Below are 24,540 nucleotides of genomic sequence, written 5' to 3'. Positions count from 1 at the left end.
AAATATTGCTTTCAAAATACTCATTCAAAATCCGCTCACCGAGACCTTACCCCTTGCAGATTTGTCATTTGCTATTTAATACAATTTCCCATCTCATACGCCTTTTTCAGTGCACTATGCCCTTTGATCGTTCCTGATTCGTTTACTCCTCCGGCAAATACGCTTCCTGAAAGATGCGCTCGATCAAAACAATCTATCCATCCTGTCAAACCACCGATCGCCCGATTCGGAACTTCCGGTTCATCTTCCGCAGCAGTTGTCAACATATAAATATCCGTAAATTTATAATCCGAATCATACAAGCTATTTGCTCTATCGATCATTGTCTTCATCTGTCCGCTCATTTCATAATAATAGATCGGTGTTGCAAATGCGATAACCTCTGCCTCATACATTTTTCGGGCAATCATATTCGCATCATCATCGATCACACAACGTCCCAGTTTATGGCACGCCATACACCCTTCACAAAACGCGATTGTTTTATCTTTTAAGGAAAGAAATTCCACTACATTACCGGCGTCCTCAGCCCCTGATGCAAATGCCTCTGCAAGTTTTTCCGAATTACTATTCTTTCTCAGACTCGTACTGATAACAAGAACTTTCTTACTCATAATCCGCCCTCCCAAACACCTAATACACTATCGGTACCGGTATTTCAATTTTCATTTTTTAAAGGTCTGTAGGAAATTCCCACAGACCTTCTATACACTATAATATGGTTAGATACTATTTTTACATCATACCCATTCCGCCTGCACCGCCTGCCGGCATAGCCGGTACATCTTCTTTAATCGTTGCCACAACAGATTCTGTTGTCAAAAGCGTGGATGCAACGCTCGTTGCATTCTGCAAAGCACTTCTTGTCACTTTAGCCGGATCCAGAATTCCTTTGCTTACCATATCAACATATTCTTCCGCATAAGCGTCAAATCCTACTCCCGGATCGGATTCTCTTACTTTATTTACAATCACAGCGCCCTCAAGTCCTGCATTAGCAGCAATCTGATGAAGCGGAGCTTCCAATGCTTTCAGAATGATCTTGGCTCCTGTCTTCTCATCACCTTCCAATTCCTCTGTCAATTTAGCCACTTCTTTTGAAGCATGGATATACGCAGAACCACCGCCTGCAATAATACCTTCTTCTACGGCCGCTCTTGTCGCATTCAGTGCATCTTCCATACGAAGCTTAGCTTCTTTCATCTCCGTTTCTGTTGCAGCGCCGACACGGATAACAGCTACACCGCCTGCAAGTTTTGCAAGTCTTTCCTGCAATTTTTCTTTATCAAACTCAGAAGTCGTCTCCTCGATCGCTTTCTTGATCTGTGCAATTCTGTCTTCAATCGCTTTTTTATCTCCGCATCCATCTACAATAACAGTATTTTCTTTCTGAACTTTTACAGATTTTGCACGGCCAAGCTGATCCATAGTTGTTTCCTTCAGATCAAATCCAAGTTCTTCTGAGATCACCTGTCCGCCTGTCAAAATTGCGATATCCTGAAGCATTTCTTTTCTTCTGTCTCCATAACCCGGAGCTTTTACTGCAACAACATTAAATGTTCCGCGAAGTTTATTTACGATTAATGTTGTGAGAGCCTCTCCTTCAATATCCTCTGCGATAATAAGAAGTCTTGCGCCGGACTGGACAATCTGCTCAAGCACCGGAAGAATATCCTGAATATTAGAAATCTTCTTATCTGTAATCAAAATATACGGATCATCAAGAATCGCTTCCATCTTTTCCATATCTGTTGCCATATATGCAGAAATATATCCTCGATCAAACTGCATTCCTTCTACAAGGTCTAATTCTGTCTGCATAGTTTTGGATTCTTCAATCGTGATGACTCCGTCATTCGATACTTTTTCCATCGCATCCGCAACCATCTGTCCGACTTCCTCATCGCCGGAAGAAACTGCCGCAACTCTCGCGATCTGTTCTTTTCCATTCACCTTGCTGCTCATAGCACGGATCGCTTCAACCGCGTTATCTGTTGCCTTTTTCATACCTTTTCTAAGAACGATCGGATTCGCTCCTGCTTCAAGGTTTTTCATTCCCTCATGTACCATTGCCTGCGCAAGCACTGTTGCCGTTGTTGTTCCATCTCCTGCCACATCGTTCGTCTTAGAAGCAACTTCTCTGATAAGCTGCGCTCCCATATTTTCAAATCCGTCTTCCAATTCGATCTCTTTTGCAATCGTCACACCATCGTTTGTAATAAGCGGCGCTCCGAAAGATTTGTCAAGAACGACATTTCTTCCTTTTGGTCCGAGTGTTACTTTTACTGTATCCGCTAACTGATTTACACCTTTTTCAAGGGCTGTTCTTGCTTCAGATCCGTATTTGATTTCCTTTGCCATCGTTAAACATCTCCTTATTCTTACCTGTGATCATCTGTCTTCTGACTATTTTTACTCTGTTACGATTGCGAGAATATCGCTCTGTTTTACGATAATGTACTCTTCTTTGTCCAGTTCCACGTCTGTTCCTGCGTATTTAGAGTAAATCACTTTATCTCCCACGTTTACCTGCATTACTACTTCTTTTCCATCTATATTTCCGCCCGGTCCTACAGCGATAACTTCTGCTTCCTGCGGTTTTTCTTTTGCCTGTCCCGGCAAAACAATACCGGATTTTGTCGTCTCTTCTGCTTCTAACTGTTTCAAAACAATTTTGTCACCCAACGGTACTAATTTCATTGTAATTCCTCCTTTAAATTTGCCTGTTAGCACTCATTTATTACGAGTGCTAAACTTCATGAATATAAAATAGCACTCTGTTTTCAATTTGTCAACACAGTTTATGAGGTTTTTATAGAAAAAATAACAACAATCACCGGAAGTTCCAAAACGCACATTATAGATCAATCAGCAGTTGACAATATTTCAGTAAGCCCGATCTTTGGCTCATCGCCCATAAAAAAGACGAAACGCATCTACGCACGTTTCGTCATTTTTCTGCCTTCATATACATTGTAAAAACCATTTTCAATCCGAAGCTTCAAAAACTTTCGGTCATCGCGACAATATCGTTCTTTCACAACCCCTGTGCAATACAAAAGTTCTGTCCTTGTCGAAATATAACATCTGTATTTAGCATCGAGTGAAATTACCGTCAATTCATCTTCTTTCAACTCAAGATAAATGTAATCTTCCTCCGGATCATATTTTTCAACCCTGCACTGCCTTGTCGCTTCATCAAAAATTCCATCTGCCGATATGATTTTTTCCATACGCAGATCTACGGGATTTCCTTCGTACATCGTTCTTCCTCCTGCCTGCCTCTATCTGACTTTCCGCTTTTTAAAAAACTACATACGTTCTTTTTTAATTTTCTCAAGTTCTTCAAAAATATAGTCGTTCAACACTTTTATATAGGTTCCCTTCATACCGGAAGAACGAGATTCAATTACTCCCGCACTTTCAAACTTACGCAGCGCATTCACAATAACCGAACGTGTAATGCCTACTCTGTCAGCTACTTTACTTGCGACAAGAATACCTTCCGTTCCGCCGAGCTCATCAAAAATGTGAATAATCGCTTCTAACTCCGAAAATGACAGTGTACTGATCGCCGATTGCACGATATGTTCTTTTCTTGTTTCTTCCGCACTTTCTTCATTTACAGAACGAAGCATCTCCAAACCGACAACAGCAGTTCCGTATTCGCTCAAAATAATGTCGTCTATCGAATACGTCTTATCTTGCTTATAAATAAATAATGTTCCAAGCCTCTCTCCCGCAATATCAATCGGAGTTACGATTGCCTGGCACCCCTGCACCGCCTCTGCTGAAAATCCAAGTGTCTCCAGATTCACATTTTCTTTTGTAGAAAGAATGCTTAAAAGTCTTTCATTTAACATCTGATCGATATGAGATCCGACAGCCTCTGTGATCAATTCACTGATTTCCTGAACATCCGGGCTTTTACTTACGCCGAGAATCTTCCCCTTTCTGCTTACCACAAGAACATTTGAATCAAGAATTTCGGTCAATACCGCACAAATATCATTAAATACGACCTTACTTGAATTATTGTTATGAAGCAATTTATTAATTTTTCTTGTTTTGTCTAACAGTTGTACGCTCATTATTTCCTCCGTTTGCTTCTTACAAGCCAATAATTGTATACACAAATCCAGATAAATATATAGATAATAATATGCTATCACACAATTTTTCTGATTTCAATACATTTCCGCAGTTTTATTTCTTATTTTTTATTTTTTTTATTTATAATCCGAATGCCTCTGTTTTTGTTTGGTTTCCACTCTATTTCCCGATTGTTTTTACATATCCGCATTTTTCATCTGCACATACGAGTTTATTTCCTTTTTCCAACATGTAACCGCCGCAGTCAGGACACTTTTCTTTCGACGGCTTCTGCCACGACATGAAATCACACTCCGGATTATTTTCACATCCGTAATATTTTCTGCCTTTCTTTGTCTTACGAATCACAACGTCCTTTCCGCATACCGGACAAGGTACGCCTATCTTTTCAAGGTATGGTTTCGTATTTCTGCATTCCGGAAACCCGGGGCATGCCAAAAATTTTCCATGAGGCCCGTACTTGATTACCATGTTTCTTCCACATTCTTCGCAGATCACATCTGTCACTTCATCTTCGATCTTGACACTTTCAAGCTCGATCTCCGCACGTTTTACCGCCTCATCCAGATCCGGATAAAAATTACGGATCACATCTTTCCATGCAACCTTTCCTTCCTCAACCATATCTAAAAGGCCTTCCATATTTGCCGTGAAATTTGCATCCACAATACTTGGGAAAGATTGTTTCATAATATTGTTCACCACTTCCCCAATTTCCGTCAAATATAAATTTTTCGCCTCTTTTGTCACATATCTGCGCCCAAGTATGATTGAAATCGTAGGGGCATACGTACTCGGACGCCCGATTCCAAGTTCCTCCAACGCCTTTACAAGACTGGCTTCTGTATAATGCGCCGGCGGCTGTGTAAAATGCTGTTTTGTATCAAAATCTTCTCTTGTAAATACAGAATCCATACTTAAGTGTCCTACAAGAACATTACTTTCCTCTTTTTCTTCATCAGCTTCTGTATAGACAGATCTAAACCCGTCAAATACACATCTTGATGTCGAAACCGAAAAACGATACTGCCCGGCTGCAATCTTAACCGAAGTAGATTCATATTGCGCCGGCATCATACGGCTTGCCGCAAAACGTTTCCATATCAGTTGATACAAACGGAACTGATCTCTTGTGAGAGATTCTTTGATCGAAGCCGGAGTTCTGCTGATATCCGTCGGACGGATCGCCTCATGTGCATCCTGTATTTTCTTTCCTTCCGCCTGCTTCGTCTGCCCCGCCGCAATATACTTTTCTCCGTAAACAGAAGCGATATATTCTCTTGCCGATGCGTCCGCTTCGTCTGCGATTCGAGTAGAATCCGTACGAAGATAAGTGATGACACCGACTGTTCCGCCGCCTTTAATATCAACACCTTCATAAAGCTGCTGCGCAATGCGCATCGTCTTTTGAGTTCCGAAATTCAGAGCCTTCGCCGCTTCCTGCTGCAGTGTACTCGTAGTAAACGGAAGAGGAGCTTTTCTGAACCGCTCGCTCGTTTTTATATCTGAAACTTTGAATTCTGCATTCTCGATCTTTTTGACAATCTCATTTAATTCCTGCTCTGATCTGATCGTCATTTTTTTCTGATCTGTTCCGTAAAACTTTGCTGTAAGAGGGCGCTTTTCCCCTTTTATCTTCAAAATCACGTCAAGTGTCCAATACTCTTCCGGAATAAACGCATTAATCTCCTCTTCTCTGTCTGCCACAAGACGAAGCGCTACCGACTGCACACGCCCCGCGCTCAGTCCGCGTTTTACTTTTGCCCAAAGAAGCGGGCTGATCCGGTATCCGACCATACGATCCAGAACGCGGCGTGCCTGCTGCGCATCAACTAAATTCATATCAATATCCCGCGGAGCTTTCAAGGATGCCTTCACTGCATTTTTTGTAATCTCATTAAAGGTAATCCTACGCATCTTCTTTTCATCTAATTTCAGCGCAGTCGCAAGATGCCACGAAATCGCCTCTCCTTCACGGTCAGGGTCAGTTGCCAGAAATACTTTGTCCGACTTCTTCGCCTCTTTCCGCAAAGCCGCAAGAATATCGCCTTTTCCCCTTATTGTAATGTATTTTGGTTCGTAATCGTGTTCTACATCGATTCCAAGTGAACTTTTCGGAAGATCCCGTACATGTCCCTGAGAAGCCGCAACTGTATAATTGCTGCCCAAAAACTTTTTGATCGTTTTCACTTTCGCAGGAGACTCCACGATAACAAGATAATGTGCCATAAAAAATTACTCCTCCATCTGAGCGGTATGTGCCCATTTTTAACCCAAAGCTGTTTTTATGATTTTCAAACTCAAATCAAACTGCAGGAAAATTCATTTTAAACAATAATATAATGATTTTTTGATATTTCCCGTATGTACCCGCGCAATTCCAAAGAAACCAATATTTCCATCACCTGACGTACTTCCAGTTTTGTTTCTTTCAAAATTTCTTCCACGCTCTTTGGGTACAAACCGAGACAACTATACAACAATTCCTCTTGAGTTTCAAGCATTTTTTTATTTTTACCTTCTTTCTCTGTTTTTTTACCTGATAATCCCAATTCTTCCAAAAACATTTCCGGTGAAAGTAAAATTCCCGCTCCCTGACGGATCAATTCATTACATCCGATACTCATCCGGCTATTTACAGGACCCGGAAGCGCATACACTTCTCTCCCTTGTTCTAATGCCAGATCGACTGTAATAAGCGAGCCGCTCTTCTCTCCCGCTTCCATAACAAGCACAACATCTGACAATCCGCTTATAATTCTGTTCCGAGCCGGAAAGTTTTGAGGAAACGGAGGCGTTCCAGGCGGCATCTCGGAAATAATTCCACCTCCTTGTTCCAATATATCTACATAAAGCCCGATATGCTCCCTCGGGTAACAAACGTCTACGCCACACCCCAATACCGCGAATGTTTTACCATTTCCAAGAAGCGCCCCTCTGTGACCCATTCCATCTACGCCGCGAGCCATTCCACTTATAATCTGCACCCCATGTTCTGCCAAAACTTTTCCAAAATCAACTGCATATTTTTCACCATAAGGAGTACATCTCCTCGCTCCCACGAGAGCCGCCTTTTTCGCAGCTTTATCCGGAAGGCTGCCTTTTACATAAAGTGCATAAGGATAATCCGAAATCCGTTTTAATTTTTCCGGATATTCATCCGTAAAATGCGGAATAAAACGAATTCCTTTTTCACACAGACTTTCATACTCTTTTTCCGGATCCTGCCGTTTTGCCTTCAAAATTTTATCTTGCTCTGATTCGTTTAAAAATTCTATTTTTTTCAGCTGTGTTTCTTCTATATAATAAATCGCTTCTGCTGTTTTCATGCATTGACGCAGGCGGATTTTTTTTCGCAAATTTATTCCCTGTATTTTAGCAAACCAATATTCGTACTTCATACATTCTCCTTTTATTTCATACTTTATTTATCTATTCACATTTCACATTACTTCGCCTCGACCGTTCTCTTCACTTCCGTTTTCATTTTATCCTCCTATACAGTATATTTCCTGTTATCCATTCTATATCCAAGCGCTTCTTGCAAGTGCTTTACTTTGATCGCATCACTTTCTTCTAAATCTGCAATCGTTCGCGCTGTTTTCAAAATCCTGCTATATCCCCGGGCCGTCAAATTCATAACCGAAAAGGCCTGCTCCATCACCTTTTTTTCTTTTGTTCCCAACTTGCAATACTTATTTAAAGCATCCCCTTCCAACATTGCATTTGTTAAATTTCCTGTTTCCTTATATCGTATTCTTTGCATCTCTCTGACCCGGCAAATTCTTTTTCGTATTTCTTTTGAACTTTCGCCTTTCTGCTCATCTGATAAATGCTCATATTTTACTTGAGAAGCTTCCACACATAGATCGATCCTATCCAGAAAAGGACGGCTGATACGATTCTGATACGCTTGGATCTGCAAAGGTGTACATGTACAATTTGCATTCGGAAAACATCCACACGGACACGGATTCATAGCTGCCACAAGCATAAAATTTGCCGGGAATGTATAATTTCCGTATGTTCGCGACAGATTCACATACCGCTCTTCCAATGGTTGTCGAAGCACTTCCAACGTATCTCTGCGAAATTCAGGGAGTTCATCAAGAAATAAAACGCCTTTATGAGCAAGGCTGATTTCTCCGGGATGCGGAATCGTTCCTCCTCCGATCAAAGCAGCTTTTGTTGCCGTATGATGCACTTCACGAAACGGACGGTCTACAATCAGCGGGGTTTTCTCATCAACTAACCCTAATACACTGTATATTTTTGTAATCTCCAAACTTTCTCGCAAATCAAGCGGCGGCAATATCCCGGCAATACATTTTGCCGTCATTGACTTTCCACTGCCCGGCGGACCGATAAGAAGAAGATTGTGCCCTCCTGCAACTGCGATTTCCGCTGCTCTTTTTACAAATTCCTGACCTTTCATATCTGCAAAATCAGGAAATTTCGTTTCTTTTTGAACTGTTTTTCTCAAATTCCCACAATCCGTTATCTCTTTATTTTGTATCTTCTTTCTCTTTCTTCTGTTTTGCATTGCCTCAACCGCTTCCTGCAAAGTCGCAGCTCCTACAATTTCCATTTCACTGACAAGCGACGCTTCCGTTACATTTTCAGACGGAACAATACACTTTCTCACCCCTTTTTCTTTCGCTTCCATTACGATCGGCAAAACTCCAGACACTTTCTTCACACTTCCTCCAAGACTGAGTTCTCCGATAATCAGACAGTCTTTCTCCGGCTTTTCAATCTGTCCTAATGCAGTCAATATCGCCGCGGCGATCGGCAGGTCAAAAGACGCGCCGTGCTTTCGCATTGTAGCCGGTGATAAATTCACAACAGTCCGCTTTGCCGGATACTCAAATCCCGAATTTTTAATTGCAGTTCTCACCCTTTCTCCCGCTTCTTTTACTTCCGATGACAAATACCCCACCATATGGAATACCGGCAGGCCGTTCGATATATCTGCCTCTACATGAATAAACGCCACCTCAAGACCTTCAATCACCGCAGATAAAATTGTACTGAAACTCATTTGCACTCCTTTCTATGAGCTTCCTGTTCTCCTTTGTTAAAATAACAAGATCTTCTATCGTTTATACTGTTGATTTATACACTATTTATTATAGAAGAAACACCACTTAAAATAATTGAATTCCAACCGATCCGGTCAGACACCTCTTTCAGAGGTCAGATTGCCGAAGATGAATTTCTTCGGGAATGTAGATTTATGATAATTCATAAAAAAATGAGCGTCAAGAAAAAAATGAAAATTTCACGAAATGACAGAATTTATTTCCCAGTTTACAGATGGAAAAGCACAAACAACATGTCTTTTACATAGACTATATCAAATGTGCTAAGAGGTGTTATCTTGAAATCATTTCCAAATCCGCTCACGCCGTCGGAAGAAAAATATTATATCCGAAAATACACAGAAGGTGACCTCGAGGCAAAACACATCCTGATCGAACGCAATCTAAGACTTGTCGCACATGTAATCAAAAAATATCAAAATTCCGAAGAAGATCCCGAAGACCTGATCTCTATCGGCACAATCGGACTGATCAAAGCCGTTGTCACTTTTAATCCTGACAAAGGAAACCGCCTCGCCGCCTATGCTTCCAGATGCATAGAAAATGAAATTCTTATGTATCTTCGTTCCAAGAAAAAAGCCGCAAAAGAAATCTCTCTTTATGAACCAATCGGCACTGACAGAGAAGGAAACGAAATAAAATTATATGATATTATCGAGACTGATGAAGAAGAAGTTGCCGAAAAAATTCACCTAAAAGAAAATATACAGACACTTTATGAAAAAGTCGAAAAAGAATTATCGCAGCGGGAACGTATTATTTTAAAAATGCGTTACGGACTCTATAACGGAGAAGAATATACGCAGCGGGAAATTGCAAGACAACTTGGAATTTCCCGTTCTTATGTCTCACGAATCGAAAAAGGGGCTGTGGAGAAACTACGGAAATCTTTTTCATGATTTCAAAAATACCTATATACATGTAACAAAATTGCTAACACTTATTTTCGGTAATCACCGGAAACGCCAAAAGCCTCTGAAAAATCCGAGAATGTGAAACTTTTTCTGTAAATAATGTTTTAGAAGGTCTTCTATGGTAAAATATTTTATCATAAGGAGGCCTTTTATTATGGCAAGAGAAAAGAAACCTGTACACAAAGTACAAATGACAGAAGGAAAACGTAACATCATTCACCAGCTCTTGAAAGAATACGATATCCAATCAGCAGAAGATATCCAGGATGCGCTGAAAGATCTTCTTGGTGGAACCATCAAAGAGATGATGGAAGCGGAAATGGATGACCACTTGGGATATGAAAAATCACAACGTTCTGATAGCGGTGATTATCGCAATGGTTATAAGCGAAAAAGAGTGAATAGTCGTTATGGTTCTATGGAGATTGAAGTTCCACAAGACAGAAAATCAACTTTTGAACCTCAAGTAGTAAAGAAACGTCAGAAAGACATTTCAGATATCGATCAGAAGATTATTTCTATGTATGCAAAAGGTATGACAACCCGGCAGATTTCAGAAACAATCGAAGATATTTATGGTTTTGAAACATCCGAAGGTTTTATATCAGATGTTACAGACAAGATTCTCCCACAAATTGAAGACTGGCAGAATCGGCCATTAGATGAAGTTTATCCAATCCTGTATATTGATGCGATTCACTATTCCGTCCGTGATAATGGAGTGATCCGGAAGCTTGCTGCGTATGTCATTCTTGGGATTAATGCGGAAGGTAAGAAAGAAGTGCTTACTATCAGTATTGGAGAAAATGAAAGTTCCAAGTATTGGCTCTCCGTCTTAAACGAATTAAAAAATCGTGGTGTAAAAGATATCCTGATCATTTGTGCAGATGGACTCACAGGTATCAAAGAAGCGATTGCGGCAGCATTTCCTAAGACAGAATATCAAAGATGTATCGTTCATCAAGTGCGAAATACCTTGAAATATGTTCCAGATAAAGACAGAAAAGCATTTGCCACAGATTTGAAAACGATATATCAGGCAGCGGATGAAAAGAAAGCTTTGGCAGCTTTGGATCGGGTAATGGAAAAATGGACTGCAAAATATCCGAATTCCATGAAACGCTGGAAGGATAACTGGGATGCTATTTCCCCAATCTTCAAGTTTTCAGCAGCGGTTAGAAAGGTCATTTATACAACAAATGCCATTGAATCTCTGAATTCCACTTATCGGAAGCTGAACCGTCAGAGAAGCGTCTTTCCAAGCGATACAGCCCTTTTAAAAGCCCTTTATCTGGCTACCTTTGAAGCTACAAAAAAATGGACTGCAACAATCCGGAACTGGGCTCAGGTTTATGGAGAGTTAAGTATCATGTATGAAGGTCGCTTGCCAGAGTAATAAAAAAAGCAGAAAAACAGGCGGATTACCCGCCTGCTGTTGACATGCAATTTTGTAACTGTTATATATAAAGCAAGGGCGAAAAGCTGATTTTGTTTAAGCCTATCGCCCATTCTTATCATAGAAGATCATATTTACAGACTTTTCTTCATAGTCTCAAAAATCCAGACTTTGTCTCATCTCCTAGTAAAAGAACTGCCTATCATCAATCTTTCAATGACAGGCAGTTCTTCTGCTTAAAATTCTTATTCAATTTCATTTACGAAAACAGTTTAGTGTACTCTGTCTGTGTATCGGCAATATGATATATATAAACTGTTTTTTCTATCAGTCGATATATAGAAACATACCTTTCAGATATAATCATGTGATACCCCTTTCGGTTCAACCATTTGTCAGGTGTAAGTGAACCAAAATTCGGGTATAACTCCAAACGTTCAATACTATTTAATATCTGATCTGTTACTTTCATCGCAGATTCCACACCGAATTGAAGTAAATAATAGTCCTCAATACTTTTCAAATCTTCCCACGCAGTAGGAAGAATCTCAACCTTATATTGTTCCTGCACGTTCTCTCAATTCCTTTCTTGCTTCGGAGATACTTCTTGTCTTTGCTCCGTTTAACCGTTCTTCTTCTGCTTGCATGATTTTCGCACGAAGTTCCAATGCCTGTTCCCTTTTCTCAAAGGCATCAATATTCATAAATACTCCGTCACCCTCGCCATTTTTTGTTATATAAATCGGTTCACTCGTTGCCCTTGCAAGATTGGAAATCGTAGAATAATCGTTTCGTAATGTTGCCGAAGCTTTAATAATCATTTTCTTCACCCTTTCATGTTTCTTTATTTTTATATCATTTTATTGATATAATTATATCTTCTTTTTTATATATTATCAAGTAAATCCAATTTATGAAAGAAGAAGTCTTTGGAAAATCCAGACTTTGTCTCATCTCCTATACAAAGAAATCGCTGAAGTATAAAACTTCAGCGATTTCTTTTTCACATTTCTTATATCGACAATCATCATATTCTCTGCTGAATATGATTTTCTTTGATTAACGAAAAAACTGTTCTTATAACTGCGGACCAGCTGAAACAAGAGCTTTTCCTGCCTCGTTGCTCTCATATTTTGCAAAGTTTTTAATAAATCTTCCTGCAAGATCTTTTGCCTTTTCATCCCATTCGGAAGCGTCTGCATATGTGTCACGAGGATCAAGAATGTTTGTGTCAACTCCCGGAAGCTCTGTCGGAACTTCAATGTTGAAGTACGGAATAGTTTTTGTCGGCGCATTTGCGATATCTCCGTTCAAAATTGCATCGATGATACCACGAGTATCTTTAATAGAGATACGTTTTCCTGTTCCGTTCCATCCTGTATTTACAAGATATGCTTTCGCGTTGTTAGCTTTCATTTTCTTAACGAGCTCTTCAGCATATTTTGTCGGATGAAGCTCAAGAAATGCCTGTCCAAAACATGCTGAGAATGTCGGTGTCGGCTCTGTGATACCACGCTCCGTACCTGCAAGTTTTGCTGTAAATCCTGACAAGAAATAATATTCTGTCTGCTCCGGTGTAAGAATCGATACCGGCGGAAGCACTCCAAACGCATCTGCTGACAGGAAAATTACATTTTTCGCTGCCGGAGCTGCCGATATCGGACGCACGATTTTTTCAATATGATCGATCGGATAAGACACACGAGTATTCTCTGTTACACTCTTATCATCAAAGTCAATTTTTCCGTTCTCATCAAGAGTTACGTTCTCAAGAAGAGCGTTTCTCTTAATTGCATTATAAATATCCGGCTCTGACTCTTTATCAAGGTTGATTACTTTTGCATAACATCCGCCTTCAAAGTTAAAGATACCGTTATCATCCCATCCGTGCTCGTCATCACCGATCAAAAGACGTTTCGGATCTGTGGAAAGCGTTGTCTTACCTGTTCCTGAAAGTCCGAAGAAAATTGCTGTATTCTCTCCGTTCATGTCTGTGTTTGCGGAACAGTGCATAGAAGCGATTCCTTTCAGCGGCAGATAGTAGTTCATCATAGAGAACATACCTTTTTTCATCTCTCCGCCGTACCATGTATTCAGAATAACCTGCTCACGGCTTGTAATATTGAACATAGCCGCTGTCTCTGAGTTCAATCCCAGTTCTTTATAATTTTCCACTTTTGCTTTTGATGCATTGTATACAACAAAATCCGGCTTAAAGTTCTCAAGCTCTTCCTCTGTCGGCTGAATAAACATATTCTTTACAAAATGAGCCTGCCAAGCAACCTCTACGATAAAACGGATTGCCATACGTGTATCTGCATTTGCTCCGCAAAATGCGTCAACAACAAACAGTCTCTTATTGGAAAGTTCTTTCAGCGCGATCGCCTTACATGTATCCCATGCTTCCTGGCTTGCCGGATGATTGTCGTTTTTGTATTCATCTGATGTCCACCAAACCGTATCTTTGGAGTTTTCATCCATTACGATAAATTTATCTTTCGGAGAACGTCCTGTATAAATACCTGTCATTACATTAACAGCTCCCAGTTCGCTTTCCTGTCCTTTTTCAAAGCCTTCAAGACTTGAATCTGTCTCTTCTTTAAAAAGCAGCTCATAAGAAGGGTTGTAAACGATTTCCGTAGTTCCTGTAATACCATACTGACTAAGATCAATGTTTGCCATAATATGTCTTACCTCTCTCTTTCTAAAATGTATATTTCACATCTACGCCGCTTAATGCCAGCGTTATGCTTTCATTATACAAAATCATTTTCCAAAAATCAACAATAATATTCATCTATCTCTCTCGATTATATGAAAGTTTTATAAACTGCAAATTCATATGCTCTATTTTATTTCTAAAAAAAACAAAATTACATTTCAATCACCGGAAGTGTCAAAAGGCACATTTGTGGATTTTAAGCGATTGTCAAGGTTTCCGAAAAATCTGGGTTTTGACTCGTCGCCATTTAAAAAATGCAGGATTTTTTTATCAATCCTGCATTTTCTACACGACAAGCCTCTCATAAATTATACATTCAAAATTTCTTTCACGATTTCTTTCATTTTGTCCGAATCGCATTCTCTGTTATGTCTGATCTGAGCATTTCGGATCTCTTTGATCGCATTCGGAATTTCCGTTGCCGACAGGGCGCTCAGCTCATCGATCAATTCAAATTCATCTTTCTTTGCATATTTATCGTCAATGGCAGTCATAACGCTATGGATAAATTTATACGGACTCGCCGTCGAAGCTACGAGACACTTCTTTTCATCCCCACTTTCCTTGCGGTATTGTGCGCATACATGTGCCGCTACCGCCGTATGCGTATCCATCACATACCCTGTTTTCTCATATGTATTTTTAATCGTCTCTTTCGTCTCTTCTTCCGTCGCAAATCCTCCGACAAAATCACCTAACTGTCCGCGCATCTCTTCTGTTATTTCATAAACGCCTTCTTCTTTAAGCTGTCTCATCAACTCGGCATTTTTCCCTGCATCCTGCCCTGCGATTGTATAGATCAAACGCTCCAGATTGCTGGAAATCAAAATGTCCATAGACGGGGAAGATGTCAGGATAAATTCTCTGTTTTTATCATAAACCCCTGTTTTAAAGAAATCAAAAAGCACTTTATTTTCGTTGGATGCACAGATCAGCTTTGCAATCGGCACTCCCATCTGTTTCGCATAATAAGCAGCCAGAATGTTTCCGAAGTTTCCTGTCGGAACCGTCACATTGATCTTTTCTCCCGCTTTGATTTCTTCATTCTCAAGCAGTTTTGCATAAGCGTAAACATAATATACTACCTGCGGAACAAGACGTCCGATATTGATAGAGTTCGCAGATGAAAACTGGTATCCGGCATCTGCCAACTCTTCCGCCAGCTTTTTATCTTCAAAAATCGCTTTCACACCGCTTTGTGCATGATCGAAATTTCCGTGGATCGCCACTACTGATGTGTTCTCTCCTTTTTGAGTCACCATCTGAAGCTCCTGAATACGGCTGACGCCCCCTTTTGGATAAAAAACGATGATCCTCGTTCCCGGAACGTCCGCAAAACCTGCAAGAGCCGCCTTTCCCGTATCTCCTGATGTTGCCGTTAAAATTACAATTTCATTTTTCACATTATTTTTCTTAGCCGACGTAATAAGAAGATGCGGCAAAATCGACAAAGCCATATCCTTAAATGCGATCGTTGCTCCGTGGAACAACTCCAAATGATATGTGTCACCCACTTTTACAAGCGGAGCGATCACTTCTGTATCAAACTTGGAATCATACGCACTGTTGATGCAGTGTTTTAACTCTTCCTCCGTAAAATCTGTAAAAAACTGTTTCATCACAGCATAAGCTGTTTCCTGATAAGACATCCCTTTCAATTCATCAAGCGTAACGTCAAGCTTTGGAATAGATTCCGGAACAAACAATCCCCCGTCATCTGCCAGACCTTTCAAGATCGCCTCGGATGCCGTCACTGTTTTTTCTGAGTTTCTTGTACTCTTATACAATAAATTCATTATTTTACCTCTTTTTCTTTCTGCAACACAATTTTCAACTAAATATATTCCTGAATACTCAGGCACTTTTTCGTTCCCGCCTTATGCAGATCGCCACAATACCGCATACTGCCATCAGCATCGGATAGATCAAATACGGCATAAAATCAAACGGAGTCAGACCTGTAAGAGCCGCAGCCGTAAGAAGCTGAGCGCCGTAAGGGATCAGCCCCTGTCCAACGGATGTAAACATATCCAGCAGAGATGCCGATCTTCTTGGATCAACGTCAAACTCATCACTGATTTCCTTCGCGATCGGGCCTGTCATAACAATCGCTACCGTATTGTTTGCCGTACAAAGATCAACTAAAAACGAAAGCAGCGCAATTCCTCCCTGTGCTCCTTTTGCTCCGTGAATCCTGCTTTTGATCTGATCCAGAATAAACTGGATTCCGCCGTTCATCTTCACAAGCGATACAATACATGCTACAAGAATAGATATTACAGTAATATCATACATCGATACAACGCCATCTCCTACAACAGTAAACATATCCGCTAAAACAATGTTTCCCGTTGCCACTCCCGCTATAAGTGAAATAACAGTTCCGCCGATCAGCACGAGAAATACATTGATTCCGATCAACGCACCTATAAGCACGACAAGATACGGTACAACCTGCCAGAAATTATAGTCTAAATTCTCTGTAATATCGTACGCTACATTGCGCGTCACAAACCAAAAGAACACGACTGTAATGATCGCCGCCGGAAGTACGATCAGAAAATTCATCTTAAACTTATCTTTCATCTCGCATCCCTGCGTTTTTACTGCCGCAATCGTCGTATCAGAGATCATCGACAGGTTATCGCCGAACATTGCCCCGCACACGACGGCAGCTACACAGATTGCCATAGAAAACCCTGTCTGTTTACTGATTCCGACCGCAATCGGAGCAAGCGCCGTGATTGTTCCTACGGAAGTTCCCATCGACACTGAAATAAAACATCCTATAATAAACAGACCTGCCACTGCAAAATGCGGCGGAATAAGAGAGAGTCCCAAATTCACCGTACTGTCCACTCCGCCTGCTGCGGTTACCGCTCCCGAAAAAGCTCCCGCGCAAAGGAAAATAAGACACATAGTAATAATATTTTCCTCTCCGAGTCCTTTTGCGATCACTTCCATCTTTTTCTGAAAACTTACTTTACGGTTCTGCAAAAACGCAACAAATAAAGCAATCAGAAATGCAACTACTGCCGGCATTGCGTAAAAATCCTTAAACAAGATTCCCGCGCCTAAAAAGATTACCAAAAACACGCCTATAGGCAGAAGCGCAAAAGCCTTTCCCTTTTGTTTTTCATTTCCCATTAAATTCTCCCTTTCGTTTTAGATATAATAACCGTTGCAAAAAGGCGGCAGTACTGCCTGCCGCTTTTCTTTTTGCCCGAATTTCGGCTAAAAGAGCCAAAACTTTATATATTATTTCTTTTTACTGTTTGTATAGTTGACCAATCCGCCTGCGGCAATCAATTTCTGCATAAATTCCGGGAAGGGCTGACCTTTAAATTCAGTTCCTTTTGTACGATTGTAAATCATACCACTGTCAAAATCAACCTCAACTTCGTCACCTGCTTCAATTCCCTGTGCCGCTTCCGGACATTCAATAATCGGAAGACCGATATTGATTGCATTTCTGTAAAAGATTCTTGCGAACGTTTCCGCGATAATGCAGCTTACTCCTGCCGTTTTCAAGCAGAGCGGCGCATGTTCTCTGGATGATCCGCATCCGAAATTTTTATTTGCCACAATAATATCTCCCGACTGTACTTTTTTTACAAAATCCGGATCTATATCTGCCATAGCGTGGCTGGCAAGTTCTTGTGCATCAAAGGAATTCAGATATCTTGCCGGAATGATAACGTCTGTATCTACATTGTCTCCGTATTTAAAAACATGTCCGTGCGCTCTCATGATCTTCCTCCTTCTTTCTGTTCTGCACATTGAATATTCCGCGAATCTGCCTCTTCGTCTGCAGCGCTTATTTTTTCGGGATTTGCAATATACCCTTTGATCGCACTTGCAGCGGCAACTTCCGGCGATGCCAGATAAATCAGAGAATCAACATGTCCCATGCGTCCGACAAAATTACGGTTCGTTGTGGAAACACACTTTTCTCCTGCTGCCATAACTCCCATATGCCCGCCCATACACGGTCCGCAGCTCGGAGTATTTACAGCACATCCTGCATCTACAAAAATATCCAGCAGTCCTTCTTTGATACATTGCTTATAAATCTTCTGTGTAGCCGGAACAACCATCACACGCACATCAGGATGTACCGTATGACCTTTCAGTATTGCCGCAGCTTTCCTCATATCTTCCATTCGTCCGTTCGTACAAGAACCAATCACAACCTGATCGATCTTAACCTGTTCCTCTGCCTCGATCTCATCAATCGTCTTTGCGTTTCCCGGCAAATGCGGAAACGCTACCGTCGGACGCACCTTTGACAGATCAATCTCTACAACGTCGTCATAAACCGCATCCTCGTCCGCCTCGTAAACTGTATACGGTTTCTCACAATGAGCGTCAAGATACTCGACCGTCTTTTCATCCACCGGAAAAATCCCGTTTTTCGCACCGGCCTCAATCGCCATATTCGCCATCGTAAAACGATCATCCATAGACAGATTTCCAATTCCGTCACCTGTAAATTCCATTGATTTATAAAGCGCGCCGTCCACTCCGATCTTGCCGATAATGTGAATGATAATATCTTTTCCGCTTACATATTTCCCCGGCTTTCCCGTCAGAACAAACTTGATCGCCGACGGCACTTTAAACCAGATTTCTCCTGTCGCCATTCCGGTTGCCACATCGGTCGTTCCCATTCCTGTTGAAAACGCGCCCAAAGCTCCGTATGTACATGTATGTGAATCCGCTCCGATGATACACTCACCTGCGGTGACAACTCCCGCTTCGGGAAGAATCGCATGTTCCACACCCGATTTTCCCTGTTCAAAATACCATTTCAGCCCCTGCTCCTTCGCATATTCACGAATTGCTTTTGAATTTTCCGCTGATTTGATATCTTTATTCGGTGTAAAATGATCCGGTACAAACACAACCTTATCTTTATCAAATACTTTATCCGACATCTGTCTGATGATCGGCAAAGCCATCGGTCCTGTAATATCATTCGCCATCACGATATCGAGTTTCGCTTCGATCAGCTGCCCTGCTTCCACAGTATCCAATCCTGCGTGAGCAGCCAAAATCTTCTGCGTCATCGTCATTCCCATTTTTGAGACCCCCTTTATCATTCATAAATATGGTCTTTGCCACATCATTTTTATTTCTTTGCGATATATCCTTTTGCCGTAAGCGCTTCTGCACAAAGCACTGCTCCGCCAGCCGCACCTCTTACTGTATTATGTGACAGTCCGATAAACTTAAAGTCATACATGCTGTCCTCTCTGAGACGTCCGATAGACACTCCCATGCCGCGCTCATAATCTACGTCTGCCGTTACCTGCGGACGATTTTCTTCCTCAAGATACTGGATAAACTGCTTCGGCGCGCTCGGCAGTTCTGCTTCCTGCGGGAATCCTTTAAAGTTTACCAGTTTTTCAATTAGCTGTTCTTTTGTCGGTTTCTTTTCAAAATTGATAAATACCGCCGCAGTATGTCCGTTTAATACAGGAACACGCACACACTGACATGTGATCTTCGGAAGCTCGGCTTTTACGATCTCGCCATTTTCCACTTTTCCGAGAACTCTAAGCGGCTCCTGCTCGCTTTTCTCTTCTTCTCCTCCGATAAACGGAATAATATTTCCCAGCATTTCCGGCCAGTCTTTGAATGTTTTTCCTGCTCCTGAAATTGCCTGATATGTTGTAACAACAAGCTCTTTCGGTCCGAATTCTTTCCATGCCGCCAAACACGGAGCGTAACTTTGGATCGAACAGTTCGGTTTTACTGCAATGAATCCTCTCGTTGTACCGAGACGTTTCTTCTGATCTTTGATCACTTCAAAATGTTCTGCATTGATCTCCGGTACTACCATCGGAACGTCCGGCGTCCAGCGATGCGCGCTGTTGTTTGATACGACCGGAGTCTCTGTTTTTGCATATGCCTCTTCGATCACTTTGATCTCTTCTTTGCTCATATCAACCGCGCTGAAAACAAAATCTACAGTCGAAGCTACATGCTCTACGTCATTTACGTTAAGAACAACAAGCTTTTTCACAGCCTCCGGCATCGGCGTATCCATTTTCCAGCGATCGCCTACCGCTTCCTCATATGTCTTTCCTGCAGAACGCGGGCTTGCCGCAACTGTTACAACTTCAAACCACGGATGATCCTCAAGCAGAGAGATAAATCTCTGACCTACCATTCCTGTCGCACCTAAAATACCTACTTTTAATTTCTGTTCCATCTTCTTTCTCCTTTTACTGTTATTTTTCCTGTTATCTTTCTTACTATAGCGCCATATCCACGTCAGCTTCCGCTTGCCTCTATAACCTCTATAGTATCTTCTATCTGTAAAAGCCTGACTCTGCGAAATTCTTTATAAAGCAGGCTGTTCTTTCAAATATTGCCGTTCTGCTCTGATCACCGCTTCCATTGCGTTTTTCCCCGGCGCGCCGATTGTGTTACGCATATCCACGCATGTTTTCATACTGATCGCCTCATATATATCTTCTTCAAAGACAGGAGAAATCGCCTTGAATTCTTCCAAAGACATATCGTCCAAAGCAATATTTTTCTCAATGCAATACAATACAAGTCTTCCAACGATACCATGGGCATCCCTGAACGGAACATTGTGATTTACGAGATAATCCGCAGCATCCGTCGCATTTGTGAAACCGTGCTTTGCACTTTCTTCCATGCGGGCATTGTTAAAACGCATTGTCTTTAACATTCCTGTAAATAATGCAAGACATCCTTTGGTCGTATCGATCGCATCAAATACAAGTTCTTTATCTTCCTGCATATCTTTATTATATGCAAGCGGAATCCCTTTCATCGTCGTCAAAAGTGAAGTGAGAGCTCCGTAAACGCGTCCTGTTTTTCCTCGTACAAGCTCTGCGATATCAGGATTTTTCTTTTGCGGCATAATACTGCTTCCCGTACTGTAAGCGTCGTCAATCTCAACAAATTTGTATTCATTTGTATTCCAGATGATCACTTCTTCCGAAAATCTGCTAAGGTGCATCATAATCGTTGACATGGCAGACAGAAGTTCAATCAGATAGTCTCTGTCCGACACCGAATCCATACTGTTTAAAGTCGGACCGTCAAATCCGAGAAGCAAAGCTGTATATTCTCTGTCCAACGGATATGTCGTTCCCGCCAAAGCTCCGCTTCCGAGAGGACAAAGGTTCATCCTTTTATAAATATCCCGCATCCTCTGATGGTCGCGCTTAAACATTTCAAAATAAGCTCCCATATGATGTGCCAGAGTAATCGGCTGCGCCTTTTGCAGATGTGTAAATCCCGGCATATATGTCTCTGTATTTTCTTCCATCAATTTCAAAAGAACTTCCATAAGTTCTCTTAACAAACTGTCAAGGTGTGTGATCTCATCTCGCGTATAAAGCTTCATATCCAAAGCGACCTGATCGTTTCTGCTTCGCCCTGTATGTAATTTTTTCCCCGCATCTCCGATCCTGTCGATCAGATTCGCTTCTACAAAGCTGTGGATATCTTCATATTCTTCTGTGATCTCAAGCGTTTTGTTCTCTACGTCTCTGCATATACTTTCAAGACCCTCTATGATCTGATCTTTCTCTTCTTTTGTCAGAATCCCCTGTTTTTCAAGCATCGTCACATGAGCAATGCTCCCTCTGATATCCTGTTTATAAAAACGCTTATCAAAAGAAATCGAAGCGTTAAAATTATAAACTAACTGATCTGTTTCTTTCGTAAAACGACCACCCCATAGTTGTGCCATTTCATCTCCTCTTTTCTGTTCTGCATTTTTCACCTAGTTTAACACATTAACGTGCGAAATGTCCATACTTTTTATAAAAACTGTTTTTCTCTATGCTCACGTTCTCTCATTGAAAACTCACATCCACAGTAATCCTGCCTGTAGAGCCCATATTCTTCGGATAATTCTACAGACCGTTTATATCCGTTCCGCTTTTTAAAATCCGAAACTAAATACTCTACGCCGTACTTTTTCCCGACTCGCACTCCGATCTCGTTCAACTTCTGCGAATTTTTCAGAGGGCTGATGCTCAGAGTCGTCGTAAAATAATCAAATCTGCCTTCCGCTGCCTGCTGCGCCGCCTCTTCAAGCCGAAGTTCATAGCATTTCATGCATCGTGCGCCGCCTTCTTTCAAATGCTCCATCCCTTTTGCCATTTCATAGAACTTCTCCTTATCATACTTTCCCGCAAGGAATGAGACCGGATATTGAAACCGCATATCTTTTATCAGTTTCTGCTGCTCTATGATCCGCTTTGTATACTCGCTCTCAGGATAAATATTCGGGTTATAATAAAGCACCGTGATCCTGAAATAGCGGGATAAATATTCCAGCACATAACTGCTGCACGGCGCACAACAGCTATGGATCAAAAGAGTCGGGACACGGCCTTCCTCTTCAAGACGTTTCAATATTTTATCTAATTCCTTTTGATAATTGATTTTCTGAACATTCATCTTAACTGTTCTCCTATATGCTGCGTTACCTTTTTGTTTATTCTACTTATAATAAGATATCATCTCTTTTTCCAAATTACAATGTCAATCCGTTTCATTTCCAAATCAGATCAAGTTCCGATATGTCGATATTCACACACTGCCGCCGGCTCTCATACATTAATCTTAGATACTTAAATAAGAACGGAAGTGACTCTGTGAGACCTTTACTGGAATTAAACAACATCAGTTATTCTTATCATACAATAGACGGAGAAACAAAAGCTTTATCCGATATTTCTTTTCAGCTTGCCCCCGGAGAATTTGCCGCCGTTGTCGGACCTTCCGGATGTGGGAAATCCACACTTCTTTCGTTAATCGCAGGACTTATAGAGGCAGAGAACGGAACAATCTTCCTAGACGGCGAACCATCGGAAAAATCTTTCAGAAAATCTGCCAAAATAGGCTATATGCTTCAGCATGATCACCTTTTTGAATGGAGGAGCATTTTAAAAAACGTCCTGCTCGGCGCTGAAATCAACAAAAGTGTATCCCAGGAAACGAAACAACGGGCAAAAGAACTTCTGCGTCAATACGGATTAAAGCGTTTTATTAACTCCCGCCCGTCTGAATTATCCGGTGGAATGCGGCAAAGAGCAGCTCTGATCCGCACTCTCATGCCGAATCCCGAACTGCTCCTTTTAGATGAACCTTTTTCCGCTCTCGATTATCAAACACGTCTTACCGTCAGCGATGATATCGGAAAAATCATCAAACATTCAGGAAAAACCGCGCTTCTTGTAACCCATGACCTTTCAGAGGCAATCAGCCTTGCCGATCGGATCATCATATTGACAAAACGCCCCGCACATATTGCCCGAATTGTTCCGATTGCATTTTCCATCGAAAACGATACCCCGCTAAACCGAAGAAATGCCCCGGAATTCAAACAATATTTTAACGAAATATGGAAGGAGCTAAATCAAGATGAATGATCAATCTAACGGACAAAAACTTTTTTTAACGCGCCTTCGCCGTCATAGGATCACAGTTTTGATCAGCCGTGTCCTTATTTTAACTGTGTTTCTTTTTTTATGGGAATTATGCGCTCGTTTTGAAATTATAGATTCCTTTATCTTCAGCAGTCCTTCAAAAATCACTCTTTGTTTTTTGGAAATGTTGAAAAACCGATCTCTTTTCCTTCATATCGGGATTACTTTATACGAAACATTTATCAGCTTCATACTCGTCATATTGCTCAGCATCCTTGCGGCAATCTTGCTTTGGTATAGTAAAAAGCTATCGGAAATACTGGAACCATACCTCGTTGTGCTAAACAGCCTTCCGAAATCCGCGCTTGCCCCTCTTCTGATCGTATGGCTCGGCGCAACTTCAAAAACAATTATTATTGCCGGAATGTCCGTCGCCATCTTCGGAAGTATCTTGAATCTGTATACCGCCTTTATCAATGTCGATCAGGAAAAGATCAAACTGATATATACACTGCACGGAAACCGCAGGCATGCGCTTACAAAAGTTGTACTGCCTTCCTCTGTTCCGGCAATCATAAGCAATATGAAAGTCAATATCGGACTTTGTCTTGTGGGAGTCATTATCGGAGAATTTCTCGCTGCCAAAAGCGGACTTGGATATCTGATCATCTATTCCAGTCAGGTATTTAAGATGGATTGGCTTCTCATGTCGATTATTTTGCTCTGTATTATGGCAATGGGATTGTATGCTCTGATCAATGTAGTGGAAAAACGAGTGTTGAAAAAGTATTAAATATGGCAATAGAAGACTGTCGCTTGAAACTTCAAACTCAAGCAGCAGTCTCTTTGCCGACTTAATTGATCTTTT

The 24,540-nt window shown here is 41.2% G+C and carries 22 protein-coding genes; 4 read left to right on the top strand and 18 right to left on the bottom strand.

The genetic code is table 11. The features are described from left to right. Positions 1 to 71: 71 nt before the first annotated feature. The 8 genes from RUMTOR_RS08835 to RUMTOR_RS08800 all read right to left on the bottom strand — a co-directional run bounded on the left by RUMTOR_RS08835 (position 72) and on the right by RUMTOR_RS08800 (position 9,154). A complete protein-coding gene (locus RUMTOR_RS08835; RefSeq protein WP_004847189.1) occupies positions 72 to 614 on the bottom strand; it encodes a flavodoxin family protein in 543 nt (180 codons plus the stop codon). A gap of 121 nt (positions 615 to 735) precedes the next feature. After that, entirely contained in the window at positions 736 to 2,361 is a 1,626-nt protein-coding gene (gene groL / locus RUMTOR_RS08830; RefSeq protein WP_004847187.1) for a chaperonin GroEL, read from the bottom strand. Between the two features lie 51 nt (positions 2,362 to 2,412). Then, complete coding sequence (locus tag RUMTOR_RS08825) at positions 2,413 to 2,700, bottom strand: co-chaperone GroES (RefSeq protein ID WP_004847185.1); 288 nt, start codon at positions 2,698 to 2,700, stop codon at positions 2,413 to 2,415. 236 nt (positions 2,701 to 2,936) lie between these two features. Further along, on the bottom strand, positions 2,937 to 3,263 hold the full coding sequence (locus tag RUMTOR_RS08820; protein ID WP_004847181.1) for a hypothetical protein: 327 nt from the start codon (positions 3,261 to 3,263) through the stop codon (positions 2,937 to 2,939). Positions 3,264 to 3,311: 48 nt separating this feature from the next. After that, entirely contained in the window at positions 3,312 to 4,091 is a 780-nt protein-coding gene (gene codY / locus RUMTOR_RS08815) for a GTP-sensing pleiotropic transcriptional regulator CodY (RefSeq protein WP_004847178.1), read from the bottom strand. Positions 4,092 to 4,272: 181 nt separating this feature from the next. Next, on the bottom strand, positions 4,273 to 6,342 hold the full coding sequence (topA, locus tag RUMTOR_RS08810; RefSeq protein ID WP_004847177.1) for a type I DNA topoisomerase: 2,070 nt from the start codon (positions 6,340 to 6,342) through the stop codon (positions 4,273 to 4,275). A gap of 98 nt (positions 6,343 to 6,440) precedes the next feature. After that, positions 6,441 to 7,514, bottom strand: coding sequence for a DNA-processing protein DprA (gene dprA, locus RUMTOR_RS08805; protein WP_004847175.1), 1,074 nt, complete (start codon positions 7,512 to 7,514; stop codon positions 6,441 to 6,443). A 95-nt stretch (positions 7,515 to 7,609) separates the two neighbouring features. After that, entirely contained in the window at positions 7,610 to 9,154 is a 1,545-nt protein-coding gene (locus tag RUMTOR_RS08800; RefSeq protein WP_004847174.1) for a YifB family Mg chelatase-like AAA ATPase, read from the bottom strand. 339 nt (positions 9,155 to 9,493) lie between these two features. On the opposite strand from RUMTOR_RS08800, the gene sigK reads away from it, so the two are divergent. Both sigK and RUMTOR_RS08790 read left to right on the top strand, forming a co-directional pair. Beyond that, the gene (gene sigK / locus RUMTOR_RS08795; RefSeq protein WP_009320944.1) at positions 9,494 to 10,114 is read left to right on the top strand and encodes an RNA polymerase sporulation sigma factor SigK; all 621 of its coding nucleotides are present in this window, start codon (positions 9,494 to 9,496) and stop codon (positions 10,112 to 10,114) included. A 169-nt stretch (positions 10,115 to 10,283) separates the two neighbouring features. Further along, positions 10,284 to 11,525, top strand: coding sequence for an IS256 family transposase (locus RUMTOR_RS08790; protein ID WP_009321026.1), 1,242 nt, complete (start codon positions 10,284 to 10,286; stop codon positions 11,523 to 11,525). Between the two features lie 259 nt (positions 11,526 to 11,784). Here the strand turns inward: RUMTOR_RS08790 and RUMTOR_RS08785 are convergent, their stop codons facing one another. From RUMTOR_RS08785 to RUMTOR_RS08740, 10 genes are all read right to left on the bottom strand, one after another. Then, complete coding sequence (locus tag RUMTOR_RS08785) at positions 11,785 to 12,096, bottom strand: type II toxin-antitoxin system RelE/ParE family toxin (RefSeq protein WP_004847169.1); 312 nt, start codon at positions 12,094 to 12,096, stop codon at positions 11,785 to 11,787. Beyond that, positions 12,080 to 12,346, bottom strand: coding sequence for a type II toxin-antitoxin system Phd/YefM family antitoxin (locus RUMTOR_RS08780; RefSeq protein ID WP_004847167.1), 267 nt, complete (start codon positions 12,344 to 12,346; stop codon positions 12,080 to 12,082). The genes RUMTOR_RS08785 and RUMTOR_RS08780 overlap by 17 nt, the downstream gene beginning before the upstream one ends. Before the next feature lie 256 nt (positions 12,347 to 12,602). Then, positions 12,603 to 14,207, bottom strand: a complete 1,605-nt coding sequence (pckA, locus tag RUMTOR_RS08775) for a phosphoenolpyruvate carboxykinase (ATP) (protein ID WP_004847165.1) — start codon at positions 14,205 to 14,207, stop codon at positions 12,603 to 12,605. A 348-nt stretch (positions 14,208 to 14,555) separates the two neighbouring features. After that, on the bottom strand, positions 14,556 to 16,043 hold the full coding sequence (gene thrC / locus RUMTOR_RS08770; protein WP_004847161.1) for a threonine synthase: 1,488 nt from the start codon (positions 16,041 to 16,043) through the stop codon (positions 14,556 to 14,558). 58 nt (positions 16,044 to 16,101) lie between these two features. After that, positions 16,102 to 17,394, bottom strand: coding sequence for a Na+/H+ antiporter NhaC family protein (locus RUMTOR_RS08765; RefSeq protein WP_004847159.1), 1,293 nt, complete (start codon positions 17,392 to 17,394; stop codon positions 16,102 to 16,104). Between the two features lie 111 nt (positions 17,395 to 17,505). Further along, a complete protein-coding gene (gene leuD, locus RUMTOR_RS08760; RefSeq protein WP_004847150.1) occupies positions 17,506 to 17,997 on the bottom strand; it encodes a 3-isopropylmalate dehydratase small subunit in 492 nt (163 codons plus the stop codon). Continuing rightward, on the bottom strand, positions 17,994 to 19,328 hold the full coding sequence (leuC, locus tag RUMTOR_RS08755; RefSeq protein WP_009243701.1) for a 3-isopropylmalate dehydratase large subunit: 1,335 nt from the start codon (positions 19,326 to 19,328) through the stop codon (positions 17,994 to 17,996). Before leuC ends, leuD begins: the two co-directional genes overlap by 4 nt. A gap of 50 nt (positions 19,329 to 19,378) precedes the next feature. Further along, entirely contained in the window at positions 19,379 to 20,464 is a 1,086-nt protein-coding gene (gene asd, locus RUMTOR_RS08750) for an aspartate-semialdehyde dehydrogenase (protein WP_004847143.1), read from the bottom strand. 132 nt (positions 20,465 to 20,596) lie between these two features. Further along, on the bottom strand, positions 20,597 to 21,985 hold the full coding sequence (gene argH, locus RUMTOR_RS08745) for an argininosuccinate lyase (protein ID WP_004847141.1): 1,389 nt from the start codon (positions 21,983 to 21,985) through the stop codon (positions 20,597 to 20,599). 71 nt (positions 21,986 to 22,056) lie between these two features. Continuing rightward, on the bottom strand, positions 22,057 to 22,701 hold the full coding sequence (locus RUMTOR_RS08740) for an epoxyqueuosine reductase QueH (protein WP_004847140.1): 645 nt from the start codon (positions 22,699 to 22,701) through the stop codon (positions 22,057 to 22,059). Between the two features lie 197 nt (positions 22,702 to 22,898). On the opposite strand from RUMTOR_RS08740, the gene RUMTOR_RS08735 reads away from it, so the two are divergent. Together RUMTOR_RS08735 and RUMTOR_RS08730 are read left to right on the top strand one after the other, a co-directional pair. After that, positions 22,899 to 23,675, top strand: a complete 777-nt coding sequence (locus RUMTOR_RS08735; protein WP_009243702.1) for an ABC transporter ATP-binding protein — start codon at positions 22,899 to 22,901, stop codon at positions 23,673 to 23,675. Next, positions 23,668 to 24,465: an ABC transporter permease gene (locus tag RUMTOR_RS08730; protein WP_004847138.1), complete on the top strand. Its 798-nt coding sequence runs from the start codon at positions 23,668 to 23,670 to the stop codon at positions 24,463 to 24,465. The genes RUMTOR_RS08735 and RUMTOR_RS08730 overlap by 8 nt, the downstream gene beginning before the upstream one ends. Positions 24,466 to 24,540: the final 75 nt, after the last annotated feature.

Origin of the sequence: [Ruminococcus] torques ATCC 27756, from assembly GCF_000153925.1 — a bacterium.
Classification (GTDB): domain Bacteria; phylum Bacillota; class Clostridia; order Lachnospirales; family Lachnospiraceae; genus Mediterraneibacter; species Mediterraneibacter torques.
The sequence above is the reverse complement of the archived record's forward strand: the minus strand, read 5'-3'. Positions and strand labels throughout refer to the sequence as shown.

What these genes read in the sequence shown, in the direction of transcription:
- RUMTOR_RS08835 (WP_004847189.1), bottom strand. Translation starts at nt 614, where the DNA reads ATGAGTAAGAAAGTTCTTGTTATCAGTACGAGTCTGAGAAAGAATAGT.
- groL (WP_004847187.1), bottom strand. Translation starts at nt 2,361, where the DNA reads ATGGCAAAGGAAATCAAATACGGATCTGAAGCAAGAACAGCCCTTGAA.
- RUMTOR_RS08825 (WP_004847185.1), bottom strand. Translation starts at nt 2,700, where the DNA reads ATGAAATTAGTACCGTTGGGTGACAAAATTGTTTTGAAACAGTTAGAA.
- RUMTOR_RS08820 (WP_004847181.1), bottom strand. Translation starts at nt 3,263, where the DNA reads ATGTACGAAGGAAATCCCGTAGATCTGCGTATGGAAAAAATCATATCG.
- codY (WP_004847178.1), bottom strand. Translation starts at nt 4,091, where the DNA reads ATGAGCGTACAACTGTTAGACAAAACAAGAAAAATTAATAAATTGCTT.
- topA (WP_004847177.1), bottom strand. Translation starts at nt 6,342, where the DNA reads ATGGCACATTATCTTGTTATCGTGGAGTCTCCTGCGAAAGTGAAAACG.
- dprA (WP_004847175.1), bottom strand. Translation starts at nt 7,514, where the DNA reads ATGAAGTACGAATATTGGTTTGCTAAAATACAGGGAATAAATTTGCGA.
- RUMTOR_RS08800 (WP_004847174.1), bottom strand. Translation starts at nt 9,154, where the DNA reads ATGAGTTTCAGTACAATTTTATCTGCGGTGATTGAAGGTCTTGAGGTG.
- RUMTOR_RS08790 (WP_009321026.1), top strand. Translation starts at nt 10,284, where the DNA reads ATGGCAAGAGAAAAGAAACCTGTACACAAAGTACAAATGACAGAAGGA.
- RUMTOR_RS08780 (WP_004847167.1), bottom strand. Translation starts at nt 12,346, where the DNA reads ATGATTATTAAAGCTTCGGCAACATTACGAAACGATTATTCTACGATT.
- pckA (WP_004847165.1), bottom strand. Translation starts at nt 14,207, where the DNA reads ATGGCAAACATTGATCTTAGTCAGTATGGTATTACAGGAACTACGGAA.
- thrC (WP_004847161.1), bottom strand. Translation starts at nt 16,043, where the DNA reads ATGAATTTATTGTATAAGAGTACAAGAAACTCAGAAAAAACAGTGACG.
- RUMTOR_RS08765 (WP_004847159.1), bottom strand. Translation starts at nt 17,394, where the DNA reads ATGGGAAATGAAAAACAAAAGGGAAAGGCTTTTGCGCTTCTGCCTATA.
- leuD (WP_004847150.1), bottom strand. Translation starts at nt 17,997, where the DNA reads ATGAGAGCGCACGGACATGTTTTTAAATACGGAGACAATGTAGATACA.
- leuC (WP_009243701.1), bottom strand. Translation starts at nt 19,328, where the DNA reads ATGGGAATGACGATGACGCAGAAGATTTTGGCTGCTCACGCAGGATTG.
- asd (WP_004847143.1), bottom strand. Translation starts at nt 20,464, where the DNA reads ATGGAACAGAAATTAAAAGTAGGTATTTTAGGTGCGACAGGAATGGTA.
- argH (WP_004847141.1), bottom strand. Translation starts at nt 21,985, where the DNA reads ATGGCACAACTATGGGGTGGTCGTTTTACGAAAGAAACAGATCAGTTA.
- RUMTOR_RS08740 (WP_004847140.1), bottom strand. Translation starts at nt 22,701, where the DNA reads ATGAATGTTCAGAAAATCAATTATCAAAAGGAATTAGATAAAATATTG.
- RUMTOR_RS08730 (WP_004847138.1), top strand. Translation starts at nt 23,668, where the DNA reads ATGAATGATCAATCTAACGGACAAAAACTTTTTTTAACGCGCCTTCGC.